At 75.1% G+C, this 22286-nt stretch carries 20 protein-coding genes; 12 read left to right on the top strand and 8 right to left on the bottom strand.

Translation table 11 applies throughout. The features are described 5' to 3' along the window. Nucleotides 1–34 precede the first annotated feature (34 nt). Nucleotides 35–778 carry a response regulator gene (locus KDY119_RS13190; protein ID WP_051136208.1) on the bottom strand — a complete coding sequence of 248 codons (744 nt, stop codon included), beginning with the start codon at nt 776–778 and terminating at the stop codon, nt 35–37. After that, a complete protein-coding gene (locus KDY119_RS13185; protein ID WP_153022418.1) occupies nt 775–2121 on the bottom strand; it encodes a sensor histidine kinase in 1347 nt (448 codons plus the stop codon). The genes KDY119_RS13190 and KDY119_RS13185 overlap by 4 nt, the downstream gene beginning before the upstream one ends. Before the next feature lie 173 nt (nt 2122–2294). Between KDY119_RS13185 and KDY119_RS13180 the strand changes: the two genes are divergently transcribed. Both KDY119_RS13180 and KDY119_RS13175 read left to right on the top strand, forming a co-directional pair. Next, a complete protein-coding gene (locus KDY119_RS13180; RefSeq protein ID WP_036946787.1) occupies nt 2295–2981 on the top strand; it encodes a response regulator transcription factor in 687 nt (228 codons plus the stop codon). 61 nt (nt 2982–3042) lie between these two features. Continuing rightward, nucleotides 3043–4383 carry an ATP-binding protein gene (locus tag KDY119_RS13175; protein ID WP_036946785.1) on the top strand — a complete coding sequence of 447 codons (1341 nt, stop codon included), beginning with the start codon at nt 3043–3045 and terminating at the stop codon, nt 4381–4383. A gap of 37 nt (nt 4384–4420) precedes the next feature. Here KDY119_RS13175 and KDY119_RS13170 read toward each other — a convergent pair whose 3' ends face one another. Beyond that, on the bottom strand, nt 4421–4996 hold the full coding sequence (locus tag KDY119_RS13170) for a GtrA family protein (protein WP_227994339.1): 576 nt from the start codon (nt 4994–4996) through the stop codon (nt 4421–4423). A gap of 89 nt (nt 4997–5085) precedes the next feature. Here KDY119_RS13170 and KDY119_RS13165 point away from each other — a divergent pair, with 89 nt between their 5' ends. Beyond that, on the top strand, nt 5086–6324 hold the full coding sequence (locus KDY119_RS13165; protein WP_051136207.1) for a 5-(carboxyamino)imidazole ribonucleotide synthase: 1239 nt from the start codon (nt 5086–5088) through the stop codon (nt 6322–6324). Next, the gene (purE, locus tag KDY119_RS13160; RefSeq protein WP_036946782.1) at nt 6321–6884 is read left to right on the top strand and encodes a 5-(carboxyamino)imidazole ribonucleotide mutase; all 564 of its coding nucleotides are present in this window, start codon (nt 6321–6323) and stop codon (nt 6882–6884) included. Before KDY119_RS13165 ends, purE begins: the two co-directional genes overlap by 4 nt. A 58-nt stretch (nt 6885–6942) precedes the next feature. Here the strand turns inward: purE and KDY119_RS13155 are convergent, their stop codons facing one another. The 4 genes from KDY119_RS13155 to KDY119_RS13145 form a co-directional block, all read right to left on the bottom strand. Next, nucleotides 6943–8313: an LCP family protein gene (locus KDY119_RS13155; protein ID WP_153022417.1), complete on the bottom strand. Its 1371-nt coding sequence runs from the start codon at nt 8311–8313 to the stop codon at nt 6943–6945. After that, the gene (locus tag KDY119_RS13150) at nt 8310–9629 is read right to left on the bottom strand and encodes an LCP family protein (RefSeq protein ID WP_051136206.1); all 1320 of its coding nucleotides are present in this window, start codon (nt 9627–9629) and stop codon (nt 8310–8312) included. Before KDY119_RS13150 ends, KDY119_RS13155 begins: the two co-directional genes overlap by 4 nt. 104 nt (nt 9630–9733) lie before the next feature. Next, nucleotides 9734–10876, bottom strand: a complete 1143-nt coding sequence (locus KDY119_RS18905) for a glycosyltransferase family protein (RefSeq protein ID WP_194174223.1) — start codon at nt 10874–10876, stop codon at nt 9734–9736. Then, complete coding sequence (locus tag KDY119_RS13145) at nt 10873–11697, bottom strand: TIGR03089 family protein (RefSeq protein ID WP_153022416.1); 825 nt, start codon at nt 11695–11697, stop codon at nt 10873–10875. Before KDY119_RS13145 ends, KDY119_RS18905 begins: the two co-directional genes overlap by 4 nt. Nucleotides 11698–11977: 280 nt before the next feature. Here KDY119_RS13145 and KDY119_RS13140 point away from each other — a divergent pair, with 280 nt between their 5' ends. From KDY119_RS13140 to KDY119_RS13130, 3 genes are all read left to right on the top strand, one after another. Further along, the gene (locus tag KDY119_RS13140) at nt 11978–12247 is read left to right on the top strand and encodes a WhiB family transcriptional regulator (protein WP_194174438.1); all 270 of its coding nucleotides are present in this window, start codon (nt 11978–11980) and stop codon (nt 12245–12247) included. A gap of 98 nt (nt 12248–12345) precedes the next feature. Continuing rightward, complete coding sequence (locus KDY119_RS13135) at nt 12346–15756, top strand: glycosyltransferase (RefSeq protein ID WP_153022415.1); 3411 nt, start codon at nt 12346–12348, stop codon at nt 15754–15756. Next, on the top strand, nt 15753–17405 hold the full coding sequence (locus KDY119_RS13130; RefSeq protein WP_153022414.1) for a DUF5719 family protein: 1653 nt from the start codon (nt 15753–15755) through the stop codon (nt 17403–17405). The genes KDY119_RS13135 and KDY119_RS13130 overlap by 4 nt, the downstream gene beginning before the upstream one ends. A gap of 64 nt (nt 17406–17469) precedes the next feature. On the opposite strand, the gene KDY119_RS13125 is transcribed toward KDY119_RS13130, so the two are convergent. Next, complete coding sequence (locus KDY119_RS13125; protein ID WP_322619616.1) at nt 17470–17967, bottom strand: metallopeptidase family protein; 498 nt, start codon at nt 17965–17967, stop codon at nt 17470–17472. A gap of 96 nt (nt 17968–18063) precedes the next feature. Between KDY119_RS13125 and KDY119_RS13120 the strand changes: the two genes are divergently transcribed. The 5 genes from KDY119_RS13120 (at nt 18064) to KDY119_RS13100 (ending at nt 22255) form a co-directional block, all read left to right on the top strand. Next, on the top strand, nt 18064–18411 hold the full coding sequence (locus tag KDY119_RS13120) for a DUF3499 domain-containing protein (RefSeq protein WP_036946761.1): 348 nt from the start codon (nt 18064–18066) through the stop codon (nt 18409–18411). A gap of 112 nt (nt 18412–18523) precedes the next feature. After that, nucleotides 18524–18862 (top strand): ArsR/SmtB family transcription factor, encoded by a 339-nt coding sequence (locus tag KDY119_RS13115; RefSeq protein ID WP_153022413.1) that lies wholly within the window; start codon nt 18524–18526, stop codon nt 18860–18862. Then, nucleotides 18859–20580, top strand: a complete 1722-nt coding sequence (locus tag KDY119_RS13110) for a SulP family inorganic anion transporter (RefSeq protein ID WP_153022412.1) — start codon at nt 18859–18861, stop codon at nt 20578–20580. The genes KDY119_RS13115 and KDY119_RS13110 overlap by 4 nt, the downstream gene beginning before the upstream one ends. Nucleotides 20581–20585: 5 nt before the next feature. Continuing rightward, nucleotides 20586–22055 carry a phosphomannomutase/phosphoglucomutase gene (locus tag KDY119_RS13105; protein WP_051136400.1) on the top strand — a complete coding sequence of 490 codons (1470 nt, stop codon included), beginning with the start codon at nt 20586–20588 and terminating at the stop codon, nt 22053–22055. Then, entirely contained in the window at nt 22052–22255 is a 204-nt protein-coding gene (locus KDY119_RS13100; RefSeq protein ID WP_036946752.1) for a Trm112 family protein, read from the top strand. The genes KDY119_RS13105 and KDY119_RS13100 overlap by 4 nt, the downstream gene beginning before the upstream one ends. The last annotated feature ends 31 nt before the right edge of the window (nt 22256–22286 follow it).

The following is a 22286-nucleotide window of genomic DNA, read 5'->3' as shown; positions in this document are numbered from 1 at the left end:
GGTGCGGCGAGCGCCTGACAAGTCGCGAGCAGGGTCAGTCCGGCGAGCCCGGACGCACCAGCCCCGTCTCGTACGCGGTGACGACGGCCTGCACGCGGTCGCGCGCGCCGAGCTTCGCGAGGATCCGCCCGACGTGCGTCTTCACGGTCGCCTCGGCCACGAACAGCTCGGCGGCGATCTCGAGGTTCGACCGGCCCCGCGCCATGAGGACCAGCACCTCGCGCTCGCGGTCGGTGAGCTGGTCGAGGGCGTGCTGTGCCTCCGGGTCGACGGCGGCGTCGGCGGGCAGCGCAGTCACGAGGTGCTCGAGGAGCCGACGCGTCGACGACGGCGCGATGACGGCGTCCCCGGCGTGGACGGTCCGGATCGCGGCGAGCATCTCCTCCGGGGGTGCGTCCTTGAGGAGGAACCCGCTCGCACCCGCCCGGATCGCCTCGAGGACGTACTCGTCGAGGTCGAACGTGGTGAGGACGATGACCCGCGGGGCCGCGGCCCCCGTCACCGCGGCGCCGGCCGTGAGCTGCGCGGTCGCGCTGAGCCCGTCGAGGTTCGGCATGCGCACGTCCATGAGGACGACGTCGACGGGGTGCGAGGCGAGCAGGCGCAGGGCCTGCGCGCCGTCACCCGCCTCGACGACGACCTCCAGGTCGGGCTGCGAGTCGATGACCATGCGGAACCCGGCACGGACGAGCTGCTGGTCGTCGACGAGCGCGACCCGTACGGGTGCGCCGCCTCCCGCACCCGCACCGCCGGCCGGACCGTTCCCCTGAGCGCTCACGTGCCGGACTCTACCGGGGTGCCGCCGTCGGGCTCGGGGACGGCGAGGCCGCCGTCGGGCAGCCGGGACGGGAGCTCGAGGTGCACGCGGTAGCCGCCGCCGGGGCGCGGCCCCGTGCTCACGGTCCCCCCGAACACGGCGGCGCGCTCGCGCATCCCGAGCTGTCCGTACCCGCCGCCGTCGCTCGCGGCCGCGGCCCCCCGGCCGTCGTCCTGGACGTCGAGCACGACGGCGTCCGCGTCCCAGCGCAGGACCACAGTCACGTTCGGCGACGGGCCGGCGTGCTTGAGGACGTTGGTGAGCGCTTCCTGGGCGACACGGAAGATCGTGAGCGCCGCGCCCGGCGGGAGCTGCCGCGGGGTGCCGACCCGGACGAGCGAGACGCGCGGCCCGCCGGCGCGCACCTGCTCGACGAGCGCCTCGAGCCCCTCGACCGACGGCTGCGGCGCGAGCGCGGAGGGCGCGCTCGGTGCGGCGGCGGGCCCCGTGGGCCGATCCGCGCGCGCCGGCCCGCGGCTCCCGGTCGCGGTGCCGCCGACGACGGCGCTCGAGGGTGCCGCGGGGATGTCCGGGTCGGCGCGCAGCACGCCGAGGATGCGCCGCATGTCGGCGAGGGCGGCGCGGCCGGTCTCGGCGATGGTCGTGAGCGACCGTTCGGGGGCGGTGGGGTCGGTGGCGGCCGCGTACCGGCCGCCGTCGGCCTGCGCGATCATCACGGACAGCGAGTGCGCGACGATGTCGTGGAGCTCGCGTGCGATCCGGGTCCGCTCGGCGGAGGTCGCGAGCCGTGCCTGCTGGTCACGCTCGACCTCGAGCCGCTCGGCCCGGTCGCGGAGGGCCTCCAGGGTCTCGCGGCGCGACCGCCGGACGAGGCCGAACGCCCACACGGCCAGCAGGACGACGCCGCCGAAGAGCGTGAGGGCCGCCGCCTGGCGCGTGGTCGTCGCGAGGCCGACGCCACGGTCGGACATGAGCACCGCCGAGACGACGACGCCCAGGAGCCCTGTCGCGATCGCGGTCCGGTGCGTCCACCGTGGCCCCGAGACCGTCACCGAGTAGAGCGCGACGGGGACGGTCACGACGGAGGCGACGGAGGCGCTCTGGTCGACGACGAGCTGCACGAGCGCGATGGTGTAGACGGCGACGACGGAGGCCACGGGCCGCGTCCGGCGCCAGGCGAGCGCGGCGCTGAGCGCGACCGCGAACCAGGCCGCCCCGCGCAGGTAGTCCCGCTCGGCGCTGCTCGCGGCGACGAGGAAGAGCGCGAGCGCGGCCGCGCCCGTCGCGTCGACGCCGAACCGGTGCTGCTCGGTCCAGCGCGTGACGTTCTCGTACCAGCTCACCGCCTCAGCGTAGGATCGGCGAGGCACGCCGCGCGTCCGACCGGGGTGCGACGCAGCGGCCCGACACGTGCGTCCGTGGGTGTACAGGACGCCAGGTCGTGACCCGGAGACGGTAAGGACGAGCTCCCGCGAAACGGGAGACTCCGGTCCGAGGAATGCTTTAGCATGGGGCAATGACCAACGTCTTGCTGGCCGAGGATGACACGGCGATTGCCGAGCCTTTGGCACGTGCGCTGACGCGCGAGGGATACAACGTCGTCGTCCAGGGCACCGGGCAAGGTGCCATCGACTCCGCGGAGGCTGCGGACGTCGTCGTCCTCGACCTGGGCCTGCCGGACATGGACGGGCTCGACGTCGCGCGGGCGATCCGGGGCGCCGGTCTGACCACCCCCATCCTCGTCCTCACCGCGCGCGCCGACGAGGTGGACCTCGTCGTGGGTCTCGACGCCGGCGCCGACGACTACGTCACCAAGCCGTTCCGGCTCGCCGAGCTGCTGGCGCGCGTCCGGGCGCTGCTGCGCCGCACGCACGGCGGCGAGGGGCCGGACGAGGAGGAGCTCGTCGCGCAGGACGTCGTCGTCGACGTCGCCGCGCACCGCGCGTTCCAGGGCGACCGGGAGCTGCACCTCACGACCAAGGAGTTCGACCTGCTGCGCGTCCTCGTGCAGAACGCGGGCAGCGTCGTCGTCCGCGACACGCTCATGCGTGAGGTCTGGGGTGCCGAGCCGGCCGGCTCGACCAAGACGCTCGACATGCACGTCTCCTGGCTGCGTCGCAAGCTCGGCGACGACGCGAACTCGCCTCGCTACGTCGCGACGGTCCGCGGGCTCGGCTTCCGGTTCGAGACCGGAGGGCACTGAGGCCGAGCACACGGGCACCACGACACGCGTGCCCCCTAGTCGCGTCGGGAAGGTCTGAGCCGTGCGTCAGCGGATGCTGCAGGCCACCGTCGCCGCCGTGGCGGTGGCGGTGCTGCTGCTCGGGTTCCCCCTCGCGTTCTTCGGCGCCCAGTACGTCCACGACAACGACCTGGACAGCCTGGAGCGCCGCACCCAGACCTTTGCGCGTGCTGTCGACCGGGCGATCGCGAGCGGTGACGAGGCGCTCGCCTCCGAGGCGAGCGTCGCCGTGGCGACCGGCGGCCACAACCAGGTGCCGGCCCACGCGACCGTCGTCTACGACGGCCGGACCCTTGAGGCGGGCGACGAGATCCAGGGCCGCGTGGAGCAACGGGCGGTGCGGACGTCCGAGGGTGCGCTGGTCACGCTCGAGGTCTCGTACTGGGCGCTGTACTGGCAGTCGATGCGGATCGTGCTGTTCGTCGTCGCCGCCGCCCTCGTGGCGATCCTCGCGGGCGTCGCGATGGCGGTGATCCAGGCGAACCGGCTGTCCGCGCCCCTCGTCTACCTGGCGGCGTCCGCGGAACAGCTCGGGTCGGGACAGGTGCGCCCGCAGATGGAGGAGTCGGGCGTCGAGGAGCTCGACCTGGTCGCCGCCGAGCTGGCACGCACGTCCGACCGGCTCGCGAGCCGCCTCGCGACGGAACGTCAGTTCGCCGCCGACGCGTCGCACCAGCTCCGCACCCCCCTGACGGCCCTGTCGATGCGGCTCGAGGAGATCTCCCTCATGTCGGACGACCCGGCCGTCCAGGAGGAGGCCCGCATCTCGCTCGAGCAGGTCGAACGGCTCGTGACCGTCGTCGACGACCTCCTCACGCGGTCGCGACGCGCCCAGGGCGGTACGACGGAGGCCGTGCGGCTCGTCGAGGTCGTGCGGCAGCAGGAGGAGGAGTGGCTGCCGAGCTTCGAGTCCGCCGGCCGACGGCTCGTCGTGGACATCCCGCTCGACACCTACGTCCTCGCGACGCCCGGCGCGCTCGCGCAGGTGCTCGCGACGCTCGTCGAGAACTCGCTCACGCACGGCGGCGGTACGACGACGGTGCGCTCGCGCCCGGGGCGCTCGGGCTCCATCGTCATCGAGGTCGCCGACGAGGGCGAGGGCGTGCCCGACGAGCTCGCGCCGAACATCTTCGAGCGGGAGGTGACGTCGGGGAAGGGGACGGGGCTCGGCCTCGCGCTGGCGCGGGACCTCGCGGCCGCGGACGGTGGCCGGCTCGAGCTGTCGCAGCGCCGTCCGGCCGTGTTCTCGGTGTTCCTCGCGGGTGTCCCGCACACGCTCGACCCGCGCGTGGTGCTGCCGGCGGGTGCGACGGTCTCGAGCGCGCGGGGCCGCAAGGGCAAGCGCAGGCCCGACGGCGCCTGACCACCGCGGCCTACGCCGCGAAGGGCCGCGAGGAGGACTACTTCGGTGGGGTGCGGTCGCCCGTGAAGACGAGGTGGCGGTACGCGAAGTACCGGAAGATCGTGCCGAGCCCGATCCCGAGGATGTTCGCGACGTTCTTCTCGAGCGGCGAGTCGAGTCCCAGAACGTAGACGAACAGGGCCAGCACGCCGATGCCGATGAGCAGGCCGCCGACGTTCACGACCACGAACCCCGCTAGCTCGCGGGGCCGGTTCTCGGTGCGCCGCTCGGAGAACGTCCACAGCCGGTTGCCGACCCACGCGACCAGGGTCGCGACTGCGACGGAGACGACACGGGCCGTCAACGGCTTCTCGGCGAGCAGGTGGCCGGGGCCGAACTGCAGCAGGTTGAACAGGCCCATGTCGACGACGAACGACAGAGCACCGACCGAACCGAACTTCGCGAGCTCCGCCAGACGGTCGCGACCGGGGCGGCGCGCACCCGTGTCGGCGGCGACGTGAGCGGCGTCGGTGACGGGCGCCTCGGACGCGGCGAGCACGAAGGGGACGGCGTGGTGCTCGGCCTCGGGCGTGCCGGTCGGGCCGGCGGTGGCGTCGGGCATCGCGTCGGTCATCCGGGAACCGTAGCGCAGCAGCCTGAGTGCGCCCGAGGCGTGGGCTGGGCGGCCGTCCCCTGGGCTCGGGTCCGATAGGCTCGGGGACCGTGTCAGCACCAGTCGTGGCCGTCGTCGGAGGCGGGCAGCTCGCCCGCATGATGGCGCCCGCAGCCGCCCGTCTGGGCGTCCGCCTGCGGGTGCTCGTGGAGTCGCCGGCCGGGTCCGCGGCCCAGGTCCTCGCGGAGGCGCCGGTGGGGGACGCCGCCGACGAGGCTGCGGTCCGCGCGCTCGTTGCCCCGGCGGGCGGTGACGCGGCCGCCGTCCTCACGTTCGAGCACGAGCACGTACCCTCCGCGCTCCTGGCCGCGCTCGAGGAGGAGGGCGTCGCGGTCCGTCCGGGCCGGGACGCGTTGCGGCACGCGCAGGACAAGATCGTCATGCGGTCCCGGCTCACGGCCCTCGGCGTCCCGTGCCCGCGCTGGGCCCCCCTGGACGTCGACGCGGCGGTGGGCGCGCGCGAGCTCGCGGCGTTCCTCGACGAGGTGGGCGGCGAGGCGGTCGTGAAGACGAGCCGTGGCGGCTACGACGGGAAGGGCGTACGCGTCGTGCGGGCGCCGGACGACGTCGCGGACTGGCTCGCGGCCGCGCAGGACGGCGGCCCCCAGCTTCTCGTGGAGGAGAAGGTCCCGTTCCGGCGCGAGCTCGCCGCCCTGGTGGCGCGGCGTCCGTCGGGGGAGGTCCGGGCGTGGCCGGTCGTCGAGTCGGTCCAGCGTGACGGGGTGTGCGCGGAGGTCACGGCACCGGCCCCCGGCCTCGACCCCGCCCTCGGGGCGCGCGCGCGCGAGGTCGCCGTGGCGATCGCGGAGGGCCTCGGCGTGACGGGGGTCCTTGCCGTCGAGCTGTTCGAGGTGCCCGGCGAGGCTCCGGGGGAGCCGGGCCGGGTGCTCGTCAACGAGCTCGCGATGCGCCCGCACAACTCGGGCCACTGGACGATCGACGGCTCGGTCACGAGCCAGTTCGAGCAGCACCTGCGGGCCGTCCTGGATCTCCCGCTGGGCGACACCGCCCTCCTCGCGCCCTGGACGGTCATGGCGAACGTGCTCGGCTCGGACCGTGCCGAGCTCACCGACGCGTTGCCCGCGGTCCTCGCCGACGGCGCAGCCCGCGTCTGGCTGTACGGCAAGGACGTGCGTCCGGGGCGCAAGCTGGGGCACGTGAACGTGAGCGGCGAGGACCTCGACGCGACGCGTGAGCGCGCCCGCGCGGCCGCCGCGCTCTTGCACGACGACGACGCAGCGGCCGGCGACCCAGCCGCGACCACTACCACGACCGAGGAGCCGGCATGAGCGAGCAGACCACGGGTGACGGGGCGACGGAGGCGGCACCGCTCGTCGGGATCGTCATGGGCTCGGACTCCGACTGGCCGGTGATGCAGGCCGCCGCGGACGCGCTGGCGGAGTTCGGCGTGCCCGTCGAGGTCGACGTGGTGTCCGCGCACCGGATGCCGACCGAGATGATCGAGTACGGCCGGAGCGCCGCAGACCGCGGCCTGCGTGTGATCGTGGCGGGGGCCGGCGGCGCCGCGCACCTGCCGGGCATGCTCGCGGCGGTCACGCCGCTGCCCGTGATCGGCGTGCCCGTGCCGCTCGCCCACCTTGACGGCATGGACTCGCTGCTGTCGATCGTCCAGATGCCGGCGGGTGTTCCCGTGGCGACGGTGTCGGTCGGCGGGGCCCGCAACGCGGGGCTGCTCGCCGCGCGGATCCTCGGGGCCGGGTCGGGCGACGACGCGTCTGCGCTCAGGGACCGGATGTCCGCGTTCCAGGAGCGTCTGGGCGACCAGGCCCGGGAGAAGGGCGCTCGGCTACGGGCGTCCCGCTCGGGGCGCGTGGGCTTCGGCGCCTGACGTCGTTCCGCTCACCGAGGGCGACGCGTGCTCGGCAGGAGGGGCGGTGGCGTGCGCGTCAGCCCTTCGAGGAGGTCTCGGAGTTGACCGTGCCGGCCTTGAGCTTGCCGTTCATGACCTTCTTGAAGAACGTGGGCGCCTTGTCCGGGTCGAGCCGGACGCTCGAGCCGACGCCGCCGGGCCGGTAGTCCCGGTCCGAGATCGGGGGGAGCCCGGTCACGCCGTCCTTGCCGTTCGCGGCCTTGAAGGCCATCGCGAGCTTCGCCAGGTCGATGATGTTGGTGTCGTCGTCGACCTTGAGCACGCCTGTCCCCGCGTCGATGAGCTTGACCTGCGTGACCGGCTTGAAGAGCAGGCTCGGCTTCGCGGCCTTCTGCGAGATCGCGTCGACGAGCTGGCGCTGGCGCTGGGTCCGACCGAAGTCGCTGGTGGGGTCCGAGTAGCGCATGCGCGAGAACGCGAGGGCGGTCTTACCCCCGACGTCGTGGCAACCGGCCTTCCACTTGAGCTCGGACTTCTTGTCGTCCACGTCGTAGTCGAGGCACAGGTGCACGCCGCCGACGGCGTCGACGAGGCCCTCGACCCCGCCGAACCCCACCTCGGCGTAGTGGTCGACGTGCATCCCGGTGAGCTTCTCGACGGTCTTGACGAGGAGCGGAGCACCACCGAACGCGTAGGCGGCGTTGATCTTGTTGCTGCCGTGCCCGGGGATCTTCACGTACGAGTCGCGGGGGATCGAGATGAGCGACGTCGTCCCGGAGTCGGGCACCTGGAGCAGCATGATCGTGTCGGTGCGGGCCCCTGAGGTGCCGTCCTTGACGACGCCGTCGGCGCGCGAGTCGGAGCCGGCGATCAGATAGGTGGTGCCGGGGGTGTCCTTGGCGTCCGAGAGCGCGTCGACGTGGTCGAGCTTGCCGTTGGCCCACGCGACGAGGCCGACGGGCCACGCGATCATCCCGATCACGAGGACGCCCGCGACGATCGCGGCGATGCGTCCCTTGCGCAGCCGGATCCGGCTCGGTGCGGAGGCGCCGGGGGCGGTGCCGGCCGGCGAGCCCTCGCCAGGGCGGCGCCCGGCCCCGCCGCCGGCGACGACGCGCTGAGGGGCTCGCGAGGTGGGTGACGTCCGGGGTCGGCGCTCGTCGCCGGCGACCGGGCGCGGGGCGCGCGTGACTCCGGCGCCCGCGGGCGGGATCGCCGGGGGGCGCCCGGACCCGCCACGGGTCCGTCCCCCGCTGCGGTCGACGGGGACAGGGCCGCTCGACTGTCGCGTCACCCGGGACGCGGGGCGGGCCGGCGGGGGAGGCGGCGTGGTCCCGCCGGTGCCGTCGGTCCCGACCTCGATGACGCCGTCCGCGGTGTCGGGGCGCGACCCGCGCCCCGCTTGCGGGGTGAAGCTCGGCGGCAGAGATCGGGGGTCGGGCGTCATGACGTGCAGGCCGCCTTGGAGCTGGTGACGTCGGCCGCGGTGATGCCGTCCTTGTCCCGGTTCTTCGGGGTGGACGTCGAGGACGACTGCTTCGAGGTGTCGGACGACTTGTCGGAGCTGCCGCTCGTCGCCTTGTCGGTGGCCTTGGCCGTCGACGAGGACTTGGCCTTCTTCGAGGCCTTCTCCTCGGCGGCCGTGAGCGGCTTGTCCTCGGCGAGCTTCTTCCAGATCTCGGACGCGGCCGGCTCGGTCCACACCACCCGGTTGGGGTTCGTGGGGTCGGCGCCGTTCGGGATCGTGAGGAACGTGATGTTCGAGGAGTCGAGGTGGCGAAGGCTCAGCGCGAGGCCGGCGATGCTCGTGACCGAGCTGAGGTTGAGCCCGCCGTCCGTCTTGGAGGTGTGCAGCGACTTGGTCGCGGCATCGAGGAACCTGAGCAGCTTGGGTGCGTCCGTCAGGAAGTTCTGGGCGAACACCTTGTTCGCGATCGAGCCCATGAGCTCCTGCTGGCGCTTGATGCGGCTCAGGTCCGAGCCGTCCCCGACGCCTTCGCGGGCACGGGCGTAGCCGAGCGCCGTCTTGCCCTTGAGGGTCTGGTAGCCGGCCTTGAGCTCGAGGTCCGCCTTGGGGGCGTCGATGTCCTCGGGGATGCACATCGGGACGCCGCCGAGCGCGTTGATCATGCCCTCGAACCCGCTGAAGTCGAGCACGACGTAGCCGTCGAGCGTGATGCCCGTCGTCGACTCGACGGTCTGCCAGGTGCAGGCGGCGCCGCCGGCGATCTGGGCGGACTCGTCGCCGCCGAGGGCCTTCGCCTTGTCGGCGCCGTACGAGAAGGCCGCGTTGAACATGGTGTGGGGAGCCGCGCCGGTCGAGTGGCCCTTCGAGTCGATCTGACAGGCGGGGACGTCGACGATGGAGTCGCGCGGGATGGACACCATCTCGATGCGCTTGCGGTCGGCCGAGACGTGCAAGACCACGGTCGTGTCCGACCGCTGACCGCCGTTGTCGTCCTTGACGATCTTGCCGTTGGCGCCGCCGCGCGAGTCCGACCCGAGGATGAGGATGTTCAGGTCGTGCCCGGCGTCCGGGTCGCTCGGGTCCTTCGCCTTCCGCGCCTTGTCCTTGGCTGCGAGGAACGACGTGTCGTTCGAGTCGATGTTCCCCTGGTAGTGCCGGACGAACGCGTAGGCGCCGCTGCTCACGGCAGCCAGGCCGCCGACGAGGACCAGACCGATCACCTTCGCGACGCCGTGCGTGTGCAGGAGGCGGGCGTGTCGGGGGGCGCCCTTCTCGGCGGCGTTGTTCGTCGTCACGGGATGTGATCCTAAGCGGAGCGCTGCGCAGGCCCCGCGCGGCGTGGGAGCGCGTGCGGTGGAGGGATTGTGGAGAAGGACCTGCTGCTGACCGCGCCAGCATCTCAGCCGAGGCGCAGGCGGTCGAGCACCCCGGTGAGCCGCGTGTCGTCGGCGCCGCGGGACAGCTCGCCCGCGGCGGCGTCGGCCCGCTCCTTGGCGGCGGCGATCCCGTCCCGGCCGAGGCGTCGCACGGAGGCGGCGCACGTCGCCGCGAAGACGTCCACGGCGACCGCGCCCAGGCCGTAGGACCGGACGAGGCGCTCGGCCTGCGCCGCAGGCCCGACGGCGACCGCGCACCTCGCCTGCACCGCGGCGAGCAGGAAGGACGGCAGGGCGGCGCACGCCTGCGTCGTCGTCGGTGGGACCCACCAGGTGGCCACGTCGTAGCCGTGCAGCGCCGCGGGCAGGTCGTCCGGTTCGGGTGCGGGCAGGATCCGCACCTGCGCGAGCTCGGCGGTCCGTTCGTGCAGCCGGCGCAGGACGGCGTCGTCGGAGCCGGGAACGAGGAGCAGGTCGAGACTCCAGCCGGCACCGAGCGTGCGCACGGCCTCGACCGTGGTCTCCAGCCCGGCGTTCGCGCGGGCCGCGCCCGCCCGGACGAGCCGGATCGGGTCGCCCACGGGCGTCGGCGCGAGCTCGGCCCGGGGCCAGGTGTCCTGCACGACGACGACGTCGGGCTCGAGCCCCGGCACCTCACGTCGGACGAGGTCGGCCAGGGCGCCCGACGCGGCCGTCACGGCAGCGCACCGGGGGAGGTCCTCGTGGAGCACCCGGAGCAGGGCGTCGCGCTCGAGCGGCGCGAACGGTCCGTGCGCGCCGGCGTCCGGCCAGGCGCGCACATCGGCCCAGACCGCGGCGCCGTCCGCGAGGTGCCGTGCGACGGGAAGCGTGTCGACGCCGACGGCGACGACGACGTCCCAGCGGTCTCCCGCGAGGGTGGCGGCGGTGGTGCGGGCCGCGGCCGAGCGTAGGAGCGGGGAGACGCCCCGGGCGAGCCAGCCCGTGGCGACGGCGGTGGCGGGCGGGTGCGGGCTGTCCGCGGGGCCGAGCGTCACGTGCCGCAGCGCGCCCGAGACGGCCGGCCCGTACCCGGCGGTGGTGACGTCCGAGGTGCGCGCGAGCGCGCGGACGAGGCGACGGACGCGCACGTCGTCGTGGTGGCGGGTGAACGCCACCAGGAGGACGCGCGCCCGGCCGGTGCTCATCGCGCCGGCGGCTCGTCGGTGCGGTCGGTGTCCTCTGTGAGGAGCACGTCGACCCGCTCGCCGGCGACGAGACGTTCCCAGCGTGCAGGGTCGGAGGTCGCGAGGGTGGCGACGTCGGGCGTCACGGCCACGAGCGAGCGGTCGCGCGCCCACGTCGCGACGGCGTCGAGGAGGAACCCGCCGGGCTCGCGTGCCACGACGAGGGTCCGCGAGCCCGGGGCGGGTGCCCCCGCGGGACCGGTGAGGGCTCGGTCGACCAGCGCGGCGTGCGTCACGGTGCCGTCGGGTGTGACGAGCGCGGGTGCGGCAGGGTCGGTCGGCGGTGCGTACCCGAGGACGTCGCCGTAGGTCATGACGGAGGCCGCGGCGTCGAGGACCCCGGCGGGCAGCGGGGCGCCGAAGCTGCGGGCGAGCGGCGCGAGGCTCACGGCGACGACGTCGGCCCCGCGGCCCGCCCACCGCTCGGGGTCGTCGGTCGCGACGACGGCGCCGGGCGCGGCGTCGCGGCGAAGGTCCACGCACGCGCCCACGCGCCACGCGGCGAGCGCCCAGGTGATTCCCCGCCAGTGCGCAGGAAGATCCAGCGTCAGCGTGTTTTCCGGACCGAGATCGAATTCCTCCACGAGGAGGTTCGCCGTCTTGGTGATCCAGTTGGAGAGAACCGCACCGGAGAGCTCGATCCGCTCGCCGCCGTAGGCGTACCAGGTGAGCCGCGGCGCGCCTCCTGCCGCGGCGACCCGTGCGAGCAGCGCTGATGGGCTCTGGGCCGCGGTTCCGGGCCGTCCGGGTGGTGAGGTCGAAGGGGTGGCGGCGGGCTCCATGCCCTCAGCCTAGAGGCGGTGAGCACGGGCCGCCCGCGTCCTGCGACACGCCGACCTGCACGCGAACTTCACCCCTCGTCCCCGGAGCGCTACCACATTTCGGCTTGACGCTCACGGATGACACGCGTGTAATTCTACCAATGCAGTTTCTTCACGAGGACCGCAGGTAAAGGGGCGAAACATGTGGAACCTTCTCGACGGGGACGGCGGCGTTTTCCCGTCCGACGCGACGACGAGCTACGGCGCCGAGACGGCGCCCGAGCAGCTCGTCCACCACGACCTGGGCCTCGCCCCGGTCGTCTCTCTCTTCGGTGACGCCGAGGAGGACTCGCTGCTCAGCTGGCAGGAGCGGGCGCTGTGCGCCCAGACGGACCCGGAGGCGTTCTTCCCCGAGAAGGGCGGTTCGACGCGCGAGGCGAAGAAGGTCTGCTCGGGCTGCGAGGTCCGGCAGGAGTGCCTCGAGTACGCGTTGGCGCACGACGAGCGGTTCGGCATCTGGGGCGGGCTGTCGGAGCGTGAGCGTCGCAAGCTCAAGCGCCGCGCCATCTGAGCACGCACTGACGAGACCCGCCTGCACGCAGCAGGTCGCCGCGCCGACCTCCTGAGGTCCCACGGTTCGGCTCCGGCCCGTCGCATGATGGCGGAGCCATGAACGACGCGAGTGCTCTGTCCACGGCGCCGGCGGACGCCGGCGCGTCGATCGTGTCCGCCGTGACGGGCACGATCCCCGTCGTCGCGAGCGTGACCGCCGTCATCGTCACGCGCGGCGCCAACCCCTGGTTCCGGCGGACCCTCGCCGCGGTCCGCGCGCAGCACCGCGCCCCCACCCGCCTGGTCGTGGTCGACGTCGCGACGTCGACGGCGACGAGCGGCTACGGCGACCTCCAGCTCGGCGACGCGCGGTTCGTCGCCGCCCCCCGCGCCCGCACGTTCGGCGAGGGCGTCGCCGCGGCGCTGCGCGAAGAGCCCGACGGCACCTGGTTGTGGCTCCTGCACGACGACTCCGCCCCCGACGCGGGTGCGCTGGGCGCCCTCCTGCGCGCCGTCGAGCACTCGTCGGCCGTCGCGGTCGCCGGCGCCAAGCAGCGCCGCTGGAAGGCCCGCGACCCCCGCCCCGCGACCCTCGCCGACGACGGCCGGCACATCCCCGAGCTCGTCGAGGTCGGCGTCACCACGTCCCGGGCCGGGCGGCGGGTGTCCGTCGTCGAGCCCCACGAGATCGACCAGGGCCAGCACGACGCACGCGACGACGTGCTCGGCGTCGGGCTGGCAGGCGCGCTCGTGCGCCGCGGCGTCTGGGACCAGCTCGGCGGGACGGACCCCGAGCTCGGCGCGTTCGGCGACGGGCTCGACCTGTGCCGGCGGGCCCGCCTGGCGGGGCACCGCGTGGTGGTCGTGCCGGGCGCCGTCGTCGAGCACGCGCAGCTCAGCCTGCACCGGGTGGACCCGGCCGACCCGACGACGGCGCTGCGCGTCGACGACGACGACCTCGAGGACGCCGCGGACGAGTCGTTCGGCGCGCGGCGCCGCAGCGAGCTGTACCTGCGGCTCGTGGGGGCGCCGCTCGCGCTGCTGCCCGTGCTGGCTGTCTGGCTCGTGGTGTGCGCGCCGTTCCGCGCCATGTACCGGCTCGTGCTCAAGCAGCCCGCCCACGCGCGCGACGAGCTGCTCGCCCCGCTGCTCGTCCTGGTCCGGGTGCCCGGCCTCGTGCGGGCGCGCCGCTCCGCGCACCGTACGTCGACCGTCCCGCGCCGGGCGGTCCGCCCGCTCCAGCAGGACTGGCGTGAGGGAGCCGCGCAGCGGCGCGACCGCCGCCTCAGCGCCGCCGAGCTGCGGCGCTCCGCGTTCGCGCCGAGCGAGCTCGAGCGCGCCGAGCTCCAGCAGCTCGCGGCCCGGCGCCGTGTCACCCTCGGCGCCGTCGCGCTCGCGCTCGTGGTGCTCACGGGCCTCGTGTTCGCGTCGCTCGCGGGCGCGCTCGCCTCGGGGGAGCGGCTGGTCGGGGGGGCGCTCCTGCCTGCGTCGTCGAGCTGGGGAGAGCTGTGGTCGGCGGCGACGAGCGGCTGGGTGCAGTCCGGGTTCGGTCACGCCGCGCCCGCCGACCCCGTGCTGGCGGTCGTGCTCGGGGCGTCGGTCCTCACGTTCGGGCACGTCCAGGTCGCCGTGAACCTCCTGCTGGCGACGTCGTTCCTGGTGGCCGGGCTCGGCGCGTGGTTCGCGGCCGGCGCCCTGACGCGATGGATCCCCGCCCGTGCCTGGGCGGCGCTCGTGTGGGCCGCGTCGCCCGCGCTGCTGCTCGCCGTCGGGCAGGGCCGGCTCGGGGCGCTCGTCGCGCACGCCGCGCTGCCCTGGTTCGTGCTCGCGACCCTGCGCGGCGTCGGGGTCGTCGCCGACGACCGCATCGCACCGGCGGCCGGCCCGCTCGACGCGGCGGGTCGCGGTCCCGCCCGGCGCCTCGCGACGCCCTCGCTCGGTGCCCTCGCAGCCGCCGCCCTGCTGCTCGTGCCCGTCGCTGCCGGTGCGCCGGTGCTGCTCGCTGCCTGCCTGGTCGCCGTGGTGGTCGCCGCGCTCGCGACCGTCGTCACGTCGGCCCGGCCCCGCCGGTACGTGCGGCTCCTGCTCGTGCCCGTCCCGGCGCTCGTCGTCCTCGGGCCGTTCCTGTGGCACGTCGGCCGGACGTGGGGACGGGAGGGCGGCGGGTGGCGCCTGCTGCTCGCGACGCCCGGGAACCCCACCGGGTACGACGCCGTGCCGCCCTGGCAGAGTGCGCTCGGCTGGCCGTCCTCCCCGACGTCCGCGCTCGGGATCGCGGGGACGTGGGCGACCGTGGTGTCGTGGTCGCTGGTCGGCTCCGTCGCCGCCGTGGCGGTCGTCGCGGTGGTGCGCTCGCGCCGCCCCGTCGCGGCCCGGGTCGGCTGGGTCGTCGCCGCGGCGGGTCTCGCGCTCGCCGTCGTCGCCCCGGCGGTCACGGTCGCGACCAGCGCGTCGGGCCTCGTGCGGGTGTGGCCCGGTGCGGGCACGAGCCTCGTCGTGGCGGGGCTCCTCGGCGCCGCGCTGCTCGGCCTCCCCGAGCGGACCGTCCTGCGCGGCCGCTACGACGAGCCGCACCGGGGCAAGCAGGTCGCCCGGGCGGCCGTCGTCGGGCTGGCGCTCGCCGTGCCCTGCGCGACCGTAGGGACCTGGGTGGCCCAGGACGTCGACACCACGCACCACACGGTCGGCGACCTCACGCTCGCCGGGACGCCCGTGGTCCCGCCGGTCGGACAGCAGATGCAGGCCGCCGGCGCGCGCCTCCTCCTGCTCGACGCCGTCCCGACGACCGGGGCCGTCCGCTACACGCTGCTGCGCGCCGACGGGACGCAGCTCGTCGACTCGTCGGTCGTCGTCGACGGCCGCGCCGCGCGCGCGGCGCTCGACGGGACCGTTCCCGCGTCCGGCAGCCCGGAGGCGCGGCTTGCGCAGGTCGTCGCCCAGCTCGCGGGGGACGGTGTGGCGCCGTCGTCGCGCGGGCTCGCCGACGCGATGTCCGACCTCGGCGTGGGCGGCGTCCTGCTCCCGGCCGACGGCACGACCCGCGGGTCGAGCCGCGCCGCCCTGACCGCACGGCTCGACACGGTCCCGGGCCTCGCCCGGGTGACCGAGGGCCAGGACTCCGTGCTCTGGCGCGTCGACCTGTCCGGCGCGAGCGGGGCCCAGACGTCCACGGGCGGAGCGTGGGCGACGCTGCGCGACGCCGACGGGAAGGTGCTCCGCGCGCTGCCGACGCCGGGCCCGGGCGTCGACGAGACGCTGCCCGCCCGCGACGCCGCCACGACGCTCGTCCTCGCGTCGCACGCCCACCGGCACTGGCGGGCGACCCTCGACGGGCGCTCGCTCGCCACCGCGGGAGGCGGCGGCACGTGGCAGCAGGAGTTCGCCGTGCCCGCCGGGAAGGCAGGCCACCTCGTCGTGTCCTACGACGCGCCCCACCGTGCGCTCTGGCTCTGGTCCTCCGGCGTGCTGCTCCTCGTCGTGGTGCTGCTCGCGCTGCCCGTCCGGCGTCGGCGGGTGGTGCTGCGATGAGCCGGCTGTGGCGGCGGACGGTGCTCGGTGGCACCGGGGTCGTGGCCGTCGCGCTGGTCGCGGGCGGGGCGGCGCTCGCGCCCCACGTCCTGCCCCCCGCCGCGGCCCCTGGGTCGGACCCGCTGGCGCATCGGACCTCGACGGTCGACGTCGCGCCCGGCGACCGGATGCTCGTCTGCCCGGCACCCGCGCGGCTCACCGACCCCGACTCGGGTGGCGACACCCAGTTCAAGGCCTCGCCCGTGCCCACGACGACCCGGCTCGGCGCGTTGGCCCTCGCCTCCGGGGCAGGCACGCTCCAGAAGCTCGGCGGCTCGAAGGTCGGGACGCTCGCCGCCGCGCCCGGCGGGGACGCCGCGAGCGTGCTGCGCCAGGGCTCCGTCTCCGGCGGGCTCGCGCTGCGCGCCCCCGCCCCCGACGACGGCGCGGACCGGGTCGCTGCGAGCGTCGCCTCGACGACGACGTCCGGCGACCTGCGCGGCCTGGTCGCCGCGAGCTGCCAGACCCCGGGCACCGTCGCCTGGCTGGCCGGCGGCGACACCAAGGTCGGCAGCAGCACGCAGCTCGTCCTGCAGAACCCCGGGCTCACCCCCGCGACCGTCAGCGTCCGTGCGTGGGGGCCCGACGGCGAGATCTCCCTCGCGAGCTCCGCATCGCTCGTCGTGCCCGCGGGCACGGAGGTCGTGCGGCTGCTCGAGGCCGCCGCGCCGGGGGTCGACCGGCTCGTCGTCCAGGTCAGGGCGTCGGGCGGGCTCGTGAGTGCGTACCTGCAGCACTCCACGCTCGCGGGCATCGTCCCGCAGGGCGTCTCGGACGTCGTCGCCGGCACGGCACCGGCGCAGCACCTGGCGCTCGCGGGTGTCGTGAGCCGCGGCGAGAGCATCTCCGACGCGCGGGCGCCCGTCGTCCGGCTCCTTGCGCCGAACCACGCCGCGAAGGCCACGGTGAGCCTGTGGGGGCCGAAGGGTCGCGTGCACCTGCGCGGCGCGGAGCAGGTCGCGCTCGACGCGGGCCAGGTCGTCGACGTGCCGCTCGGCGGGCTGCCCGCCGGGACGTACACCGTGACCGTCGACGCCGACCAGAAGGTCGTGGCGGGCGCCGTCGAGCAGCGTCCCGGGACGACCGGGGCGAAGGGCCAGCCGGCGCCGGCGGACGCACGGACCCCGTGGGACCGCGCGTGGGTGCCGGCGCAGGCGGTGCCGGACACGGCGGCGGCGTCGTCGGACGCCGGGGAGGTCGCGCTCCCGGGCGGGACGTCCGACGCCGTCGTGCTGTCGGCGCTCCCCGCCGACCGTTCGACCGACGCGAAGGTCTCCGGCCAGGTGAAGGCGACCGTCCGGCTCTTCGACGCGAGCGGGGCCCAGGTGCTCAGCCGCCCGACGACCGTCGCCGCCGGCGCGTCGACCACGATCGACGTGGGGGCGCTCGCCCCCGGCAAGGACGTCGCCGGGGTCGCCGTCGACGCGGTCACCACCAGCGGCGGTACGACCCTCACCTGGGGCGTGGTGGCCTCGGTGGGGGCTGCGTCGTCGGGCGTGCCGACAGGCGGGGGTTCCGGGCAGCTCGTCTCCGTGCTCGCGCCCGTGCCGAGCGTGTCGTCGGGCGGGAAGGTCACGGTCCAGGAGGACCCGACCCTCGGTCTGCCCTGACCCTCCCTCGCGGACCTGTCAGGCCGTGGCGGGGGCGGGGTGCCGTGAGCGCCTGACACGCCCGTCAGTCGGCGTCGTAGCCCGGGTCGATCTCCTCCGGCGTGCGTGCCAGCAGCTGCGCGACCTGCTCGACGACGACGTCGCGCACCAGGTCGGCCAGGTCGTCGTCGTCGATCGCCCGCGCCTCGACCGGCCGGCGGTACACGACGACGCGCGCCGGCTGCCCGGACTCGGCAGGGAAGCAGCGACCCAGGGGGACCGACTCCTCCCAGGGCGCCGGGTCCGACGGCGGCACGTCCTCGACCGCGAACTCCGTCCCCTCGAGCTGCGCGCCCCAGCGCGTCTCGAGGCGCTCGACCGTGCCGAGGACGAGGTCGTCGAACCGGTCCGCGCGGGTGCGGGACGCCGGCAGGCCGGGCGGGAGCAGCGGGCCCCGCGGGCCCCGGCCCCGACGGTCGCGGCGGCGCGGGAACGGGCGCGCGGCGGCGCCCCCGGCGGGCACGGGGAGCGACCCGGCGGCAGCGCCGTCGGGGGAGCCCGGGAAGGCTGCGGAGGAGGTCACCCCACGAGCCTAGCCACGTGCGCCGCAGCGGTGAGGCCGGCCCGCGAGCCGCGCGCCTCGACCACCACGGCCCGGACCAGGAGTACCGTTCCCTCCGTGCAATCGGTCAGGCAGTGCTCGCGGACGGCGTGCACCGGGGCGGCGGTCGCGACGCTCACGTACGTGTACGCGGACTCCACCGCCGTCCTTGGTCCCCTCGCGCACTACGCCGAGCCCCACAGCTACGACCTGTGCGCCGACCACGCCCAGAAGCTCACGGTGCCCCGAGGCTGGGACGTCGTGCGGCTCGCGGACCGGTTCGAGGAGCCGCCGCCCAGCCCCGACGACCTGTCGGCGCTCGCGGAGGCCGTCCGGCGCGCCGGGGCGGCGCAGGCCGCGGAGCCCGAGCCAGCACCCGACGGGCGCCGCGCCCACCTGCGCGTGCTCCGCGCCGACGAGGGCTGACCGCCTTCCGCCCGCATCGCCCGGGTCCTCGTGCGCCGGGCCATAGTTGCAAAAATCTTCAATTGTTGAAATGGTGCATCGTCCGCGTCTCCCGCGATCGAGGTCTCCCGTCGTGCCACGTCCCCTCTACGAGGCGAAGGCCGAGCTGTTCCGCACGCTCGGCCACCCCGTCCGTGTCCGCATCCTCGAGCTCCTGCTCGCCGGCCCTCGGCCCGTGCGCGAGCTGCTGGCCGACCTCGACCTCGAGCCGTCGAACCTGTCCCAGCAGCTCGCCGTCCTGCGCCGCGCGCGCCTCGTCACCTCCACGCGCGAGGGGGCGACCGTGACCTACGCCCTCAGCGCCCCCAACGTCGCCGAGCTCATGCTCGCCGCGCGCGAGCTGCTCACGTCCGTGATCCTCGGCCAGGAAGAGCTGCTCGCCGACCTGCGCTCCGAGCTGGGTGCCCGGTGAGCGGCGTCCTCGGCGCCGTCACGAGCCTGCTGCCGAACCGCGACGACTGGGCCGCCGCCCGCCGCAACCCGGGCCGGGACCTGCTGGCAGGCGTCACCGTCGCCGTCGTCGCGCTGCCGCTCGCGCTCGCCTTCGGCGTCGCCTCCGGCCTCGGCGCCGCGGCGGGGATCACGACGGCGATCATCGCCGGTGCCCTCGCGGCCGTGCTCGGCGGCTCGAACCTGCAGGTCTCCGGGCCGACGGGCGCGATGTCCGTGGTGCTGCTGCCCGTCGTCCACCGGTTCGGGCGGGACGGCGTCCTCATGGTCGGGCTGCTCGCCGGCCTGATCCTCGTCGTCGCGGCCTTCGCGCGGCTCGGTCGTCTCGTCCGCCTGCTGCCGGTGCCGCTCATCGAAGGCTTCACCGCCGGGATCGCGGTGGTGATCTTCCTCCAGCAGGTGCCGAACGCGCTCGGCGTGACCGCCCGCGGCGGCGCCGTGTGGTCGGGCGCCGCCTACGCCGTCGTCGACTTCGTGCGCGGACCGCACGTGCCGGCCCTCGTCGTCGCGGCCGGGGTCGCGGCGCTCATGCTCGTCGGAGGGCGGTTCGCGCCGCGCATCCCGTTCTCGATGGTCGGGGTCGTGCTCGCCACCGTGGTCGCCGTCGCGGCCCATCTCGACGTCGCGCCCATCGGTGCCCTGCCGCGCGAGATCGGGTCGTTCGACACGGGGTTCGTCGACGTCGGTGCCGTCGGGACCCTGGCCGCGTCCGCCGTCGCGGTCGCCGCCCTCGGCGCGCTCGAGAGCCTGCTGTCGGCGACCGTCGCGGACGGCATGACGGTCTCCGAGCGCCACGACCCCGACCGCGAGCTCTTCGGCCAGGGCGTCGCGAACGTCGTCGTGCCCTTCTTCGGCGGGGTGCCCGCGACCGGTGCGATCGCCCGCACCGCCGTCAACGTGCGCACCGGCGGTCGTTCCCGCACCGCCGCGCTCACGCACGCCGTCGTCCTCGCCGTCCTCGTCCTCGCGCTCGCTCCGCTCGTGGGCAAGATTCCCCTCGCCGCGCTCGCCGGCGTGCTGCTCGCCACGACGATCCGCATGGTCGACGCCCGGGCCCTGACCACGATCGTGCGCGCGAGCCGGGGCGACGGGGCCGTCCTGGTGCTCACGTTCGTCGTGACCGTGGCCGTCAACCTCGTCACCGCCGTGCTCGTCGGCCTCGCGGTCGCCGTCGTGCTCGCGCTGCGCAGCGTCGTGCGCTCCGCGCGGCTCGAGACCCTCCCGGCGTCCGCTGACGTGCCGCAGCCCGACACGCACACGGCCGAGGAGCTCGCGGTCCTCGACGAGCACATCGTCGTGTACCGCTTCGACGGTCCGCTGTTCTTCGCGGCCGCCCAGCAGTTCCTCCTCGAGGTCTCGCGAGCCGCGGACACCAAGGTCGTGGTCCTGCGGATGTCGCGCGTGTCCACGCTCGACGCGACCGGGGCGAGCGTCCTGCGCGACACCGTCGCGCACCTCGAGCGGCGCGGCTCCGTCGTCCTGCTCTCCGGGGTCAAGGAGCAGCACCGCGCCCTCCTCGACCGGCTGGCCACGGTCCCGCACCTCCACGAGGCCGGGCGCGTGTTCGCCGACACGCCCACCGCGATCGCGTACGCCCGGACGCTCGTCGCACACGGACTGGGCCGGTCCGGCGAGCACGTCGCCCCGCCGGGGCAGGGGACCGATACCCTCGTCCGGTGACGCGCATCGACCTGTCCTCGCTCATCAAGGCCTACGACGTCCGCGGGACCGTCCCCGACCAGCTCTCGCCCGACGTCGCCCGCGCGATCGGTGCGGCGTTCGCCCGGGTGGTGGTGCTCCCCGAGGCCGGTGACGCGACCCGGCCGAGCGTCGTCGTCGGGCACGACATGCGCGAGTCCGGGCCGGAGCTCGTCGAGGCGTTCGCCTCCGGGCTCACGGACGCGGGCGTCGACGTGGTCCGCATCGGCCTGTGCTCGACGGACGGGCTGTACTTCGCGTCCGGCTCGCTCGGCGTCCCCGGTGCGATGTTCACCGCGAGCCACAACCCCGCCGTCTACAACGGGATCAAGCTCTGCCGCGCGGGCGCACGGCCCGTCGGGCAGGACACCGGCCTCGCGGAGATCCGTGAGCTCGCGGGCGACTTCCTCGGCGACGGGCTGCCGGAGCCGGCCGACGCCCCCGGAGCCGTCACCGACCGGGAGATGCTCGCCGACTACGCGGCGTTCCTGCGCGGGCTCGTCGACCTGTCCGGGATCCGCCCGCTCAAGGTCGTCGTCGACGCCGGGAACGGGATGGGCGGGTACACCGTCCCCGCGGTGCTCGGGACGGGCGCGGGGCTGCCGCCGCTTCCCCTGGACGTCGTGCCCCTCTACTTCGAGCTCGACGGGTCGTTCCCCAACCACGAGGCGAACCCCCTCGAGCCCGCGAACCTGCGCGACCTGCAGGCCGCCGCCGTCGAGCACGACGCCGACCTCGGGCTCGCGTTCGACGGCGACGCCGACCGGTGCTTCGTCGTCGACGAGCACGGCGACCCGGTGTCGCCGTCGGCCATCACCGCGCTCGTCGGACTGCGCGAGGTCGCCAAGGAGCTCGAGCAGGGCCGCACGCCGACCGTGATCCACAACCTCATCACCTCGCGCGCCGTCCCCGACCTCCTGCACGCCGCGGGCGCCGCGACCGTCCGCACCCGCGTCGGCCACTCGTTCATCAAGGCGCAGATGGCCGAGCACCAGGCCGTGTTCGGAGGCGAGCACAGCGCGCACTACTACTTCCGCGACTTCTTCTTCGCGGACACCGGCATGCTCGCCGCGATGCACGTCCTCGCCGCGCTCGGCTCCCAGCCGCACCCGCTGTCGGCGCTCGCGGACGCCTATCAGCCGTACGTCGCGAGCGGCGAGATCAACTCGCGCGTCGCCGACGTCCCCGCGGCCCGGGCGCGGGTCGTCGAGGCGTACGTGACCCAGCAGGGCGCCGGCCCTGTCACGACCGACGAGCTCGACGGGCTCACCGTCTCCCACTGGGACGCCACGCCCCAGTGGTGGTTCAACCTCCGCGCGTCCAACACCGAGCCGCTGCTGCGGCTCAACGTCGAGGCCGCCGACGAGGACATCATGGAGAAGGTCCGCGACGACGTGCTCTCGCTCGTCCGGGACACCGAGACCGACGCCTCCGACACCCCCGAGGAGCAGGCATGACGCAGCCGGCCGTGAACATCCCCCTGGACGCGTGGGCCCGTGACCTGCTGCGCTGCCCCGTGACGGGCGCGACGCTCGTCGACGGCGTCGGACCGGGCGGCGAGCCCGAGCTGCACTCCACCGACCCCGAGCGGCCGCTCGCGTACCCCGTGCGCGACGGCATCCCCGTGCTGCTGGAGTCGGACGCGCGACCGCTGTAAGGCCCCGGCCCGGTCCCGCCTGGTGGGATCG

This window comes from Luteimicrobium xylanilyticum (assembly GCF_009429125.1).
Classification (GTDB): domain Bacteria; phylum Actinomycetota; class Actinomycetes; order Actinomycetales; family Cellulomonadaceae; genus Luteimicrobium; species Luteimicrobium xylanilyticum.
This window is presented reverse-complemented; position numbering and strand designations above follow the sequence as displayed.

Excerpts from the sequence above, each read along its gene's own strand:
- KDY119_RS13180 (WP_036946787.1), top strand. The coding sequence starts at position 2,295 with ATGACCAACGTCTTGCTGGCCGAGGATGACACGGCGATTGCCGAGCCT.
- KDY119_RS13170 (WP_227994339.1), bottom strand. The coding sequence starts at position 4,996 with ATGACCGACGCGATGCCCGACGCCACCGCCGGCCCGACCGGCACGCCC.
- purE (WP_036946782.1), top strand. The coding sequence starts at position 6,321 with ATGAGCGAGCAGACCACGGGTGACGGGGCGACGGAGGCGGCACCGCTC.
- KDY119_RS13155 (WP_153022417.1), bottom strand. The coding sequence starts at position 8,313 with ATGACGCCCGACCCCCGATCTCTGCCGCCGAGCTTCACCCCGCAAGCG.
- KDY119_RS18905 (WP_194174223.1), bottom strand. The coding sequence starts at position 10,876 with ATGAGCACCGGCCGGGCGCGCGTCCTCCTGGTGGCGTTCACCCGCCAC.
- KDY119_RS13145 (WP_153022416.1), bottom strand. The coding sequence starts at position 11,697 with ATGGAGCCCGCCGCCACCCCTTCGACCTCACCACCCGGACGGCCCGGA.
- KDY119_RS13135 (WP_153022415.1), top strand. The coding sequence starts at position 12,346 with ATGAACGACGCGAGTGCTCTGTCCACGGCGCCGGCGGACGCCGGCGCG.
- KDY119_RS13130 (WP_153022414.1), top strand. The coding sequence starts at position 15,753 with ATGAGCCGGCTGTGGCGGCGGACGGTGCTCGGTGGCACCGGGGTCGTG.
- KDY119_RS13100 (WP_036946752.1), top strand. The coding sequence starts at position 22,052 with ATGACGCAGCCGGCCGTGAACATCCCCCTGGACGCGTGGGCCCGTGAC.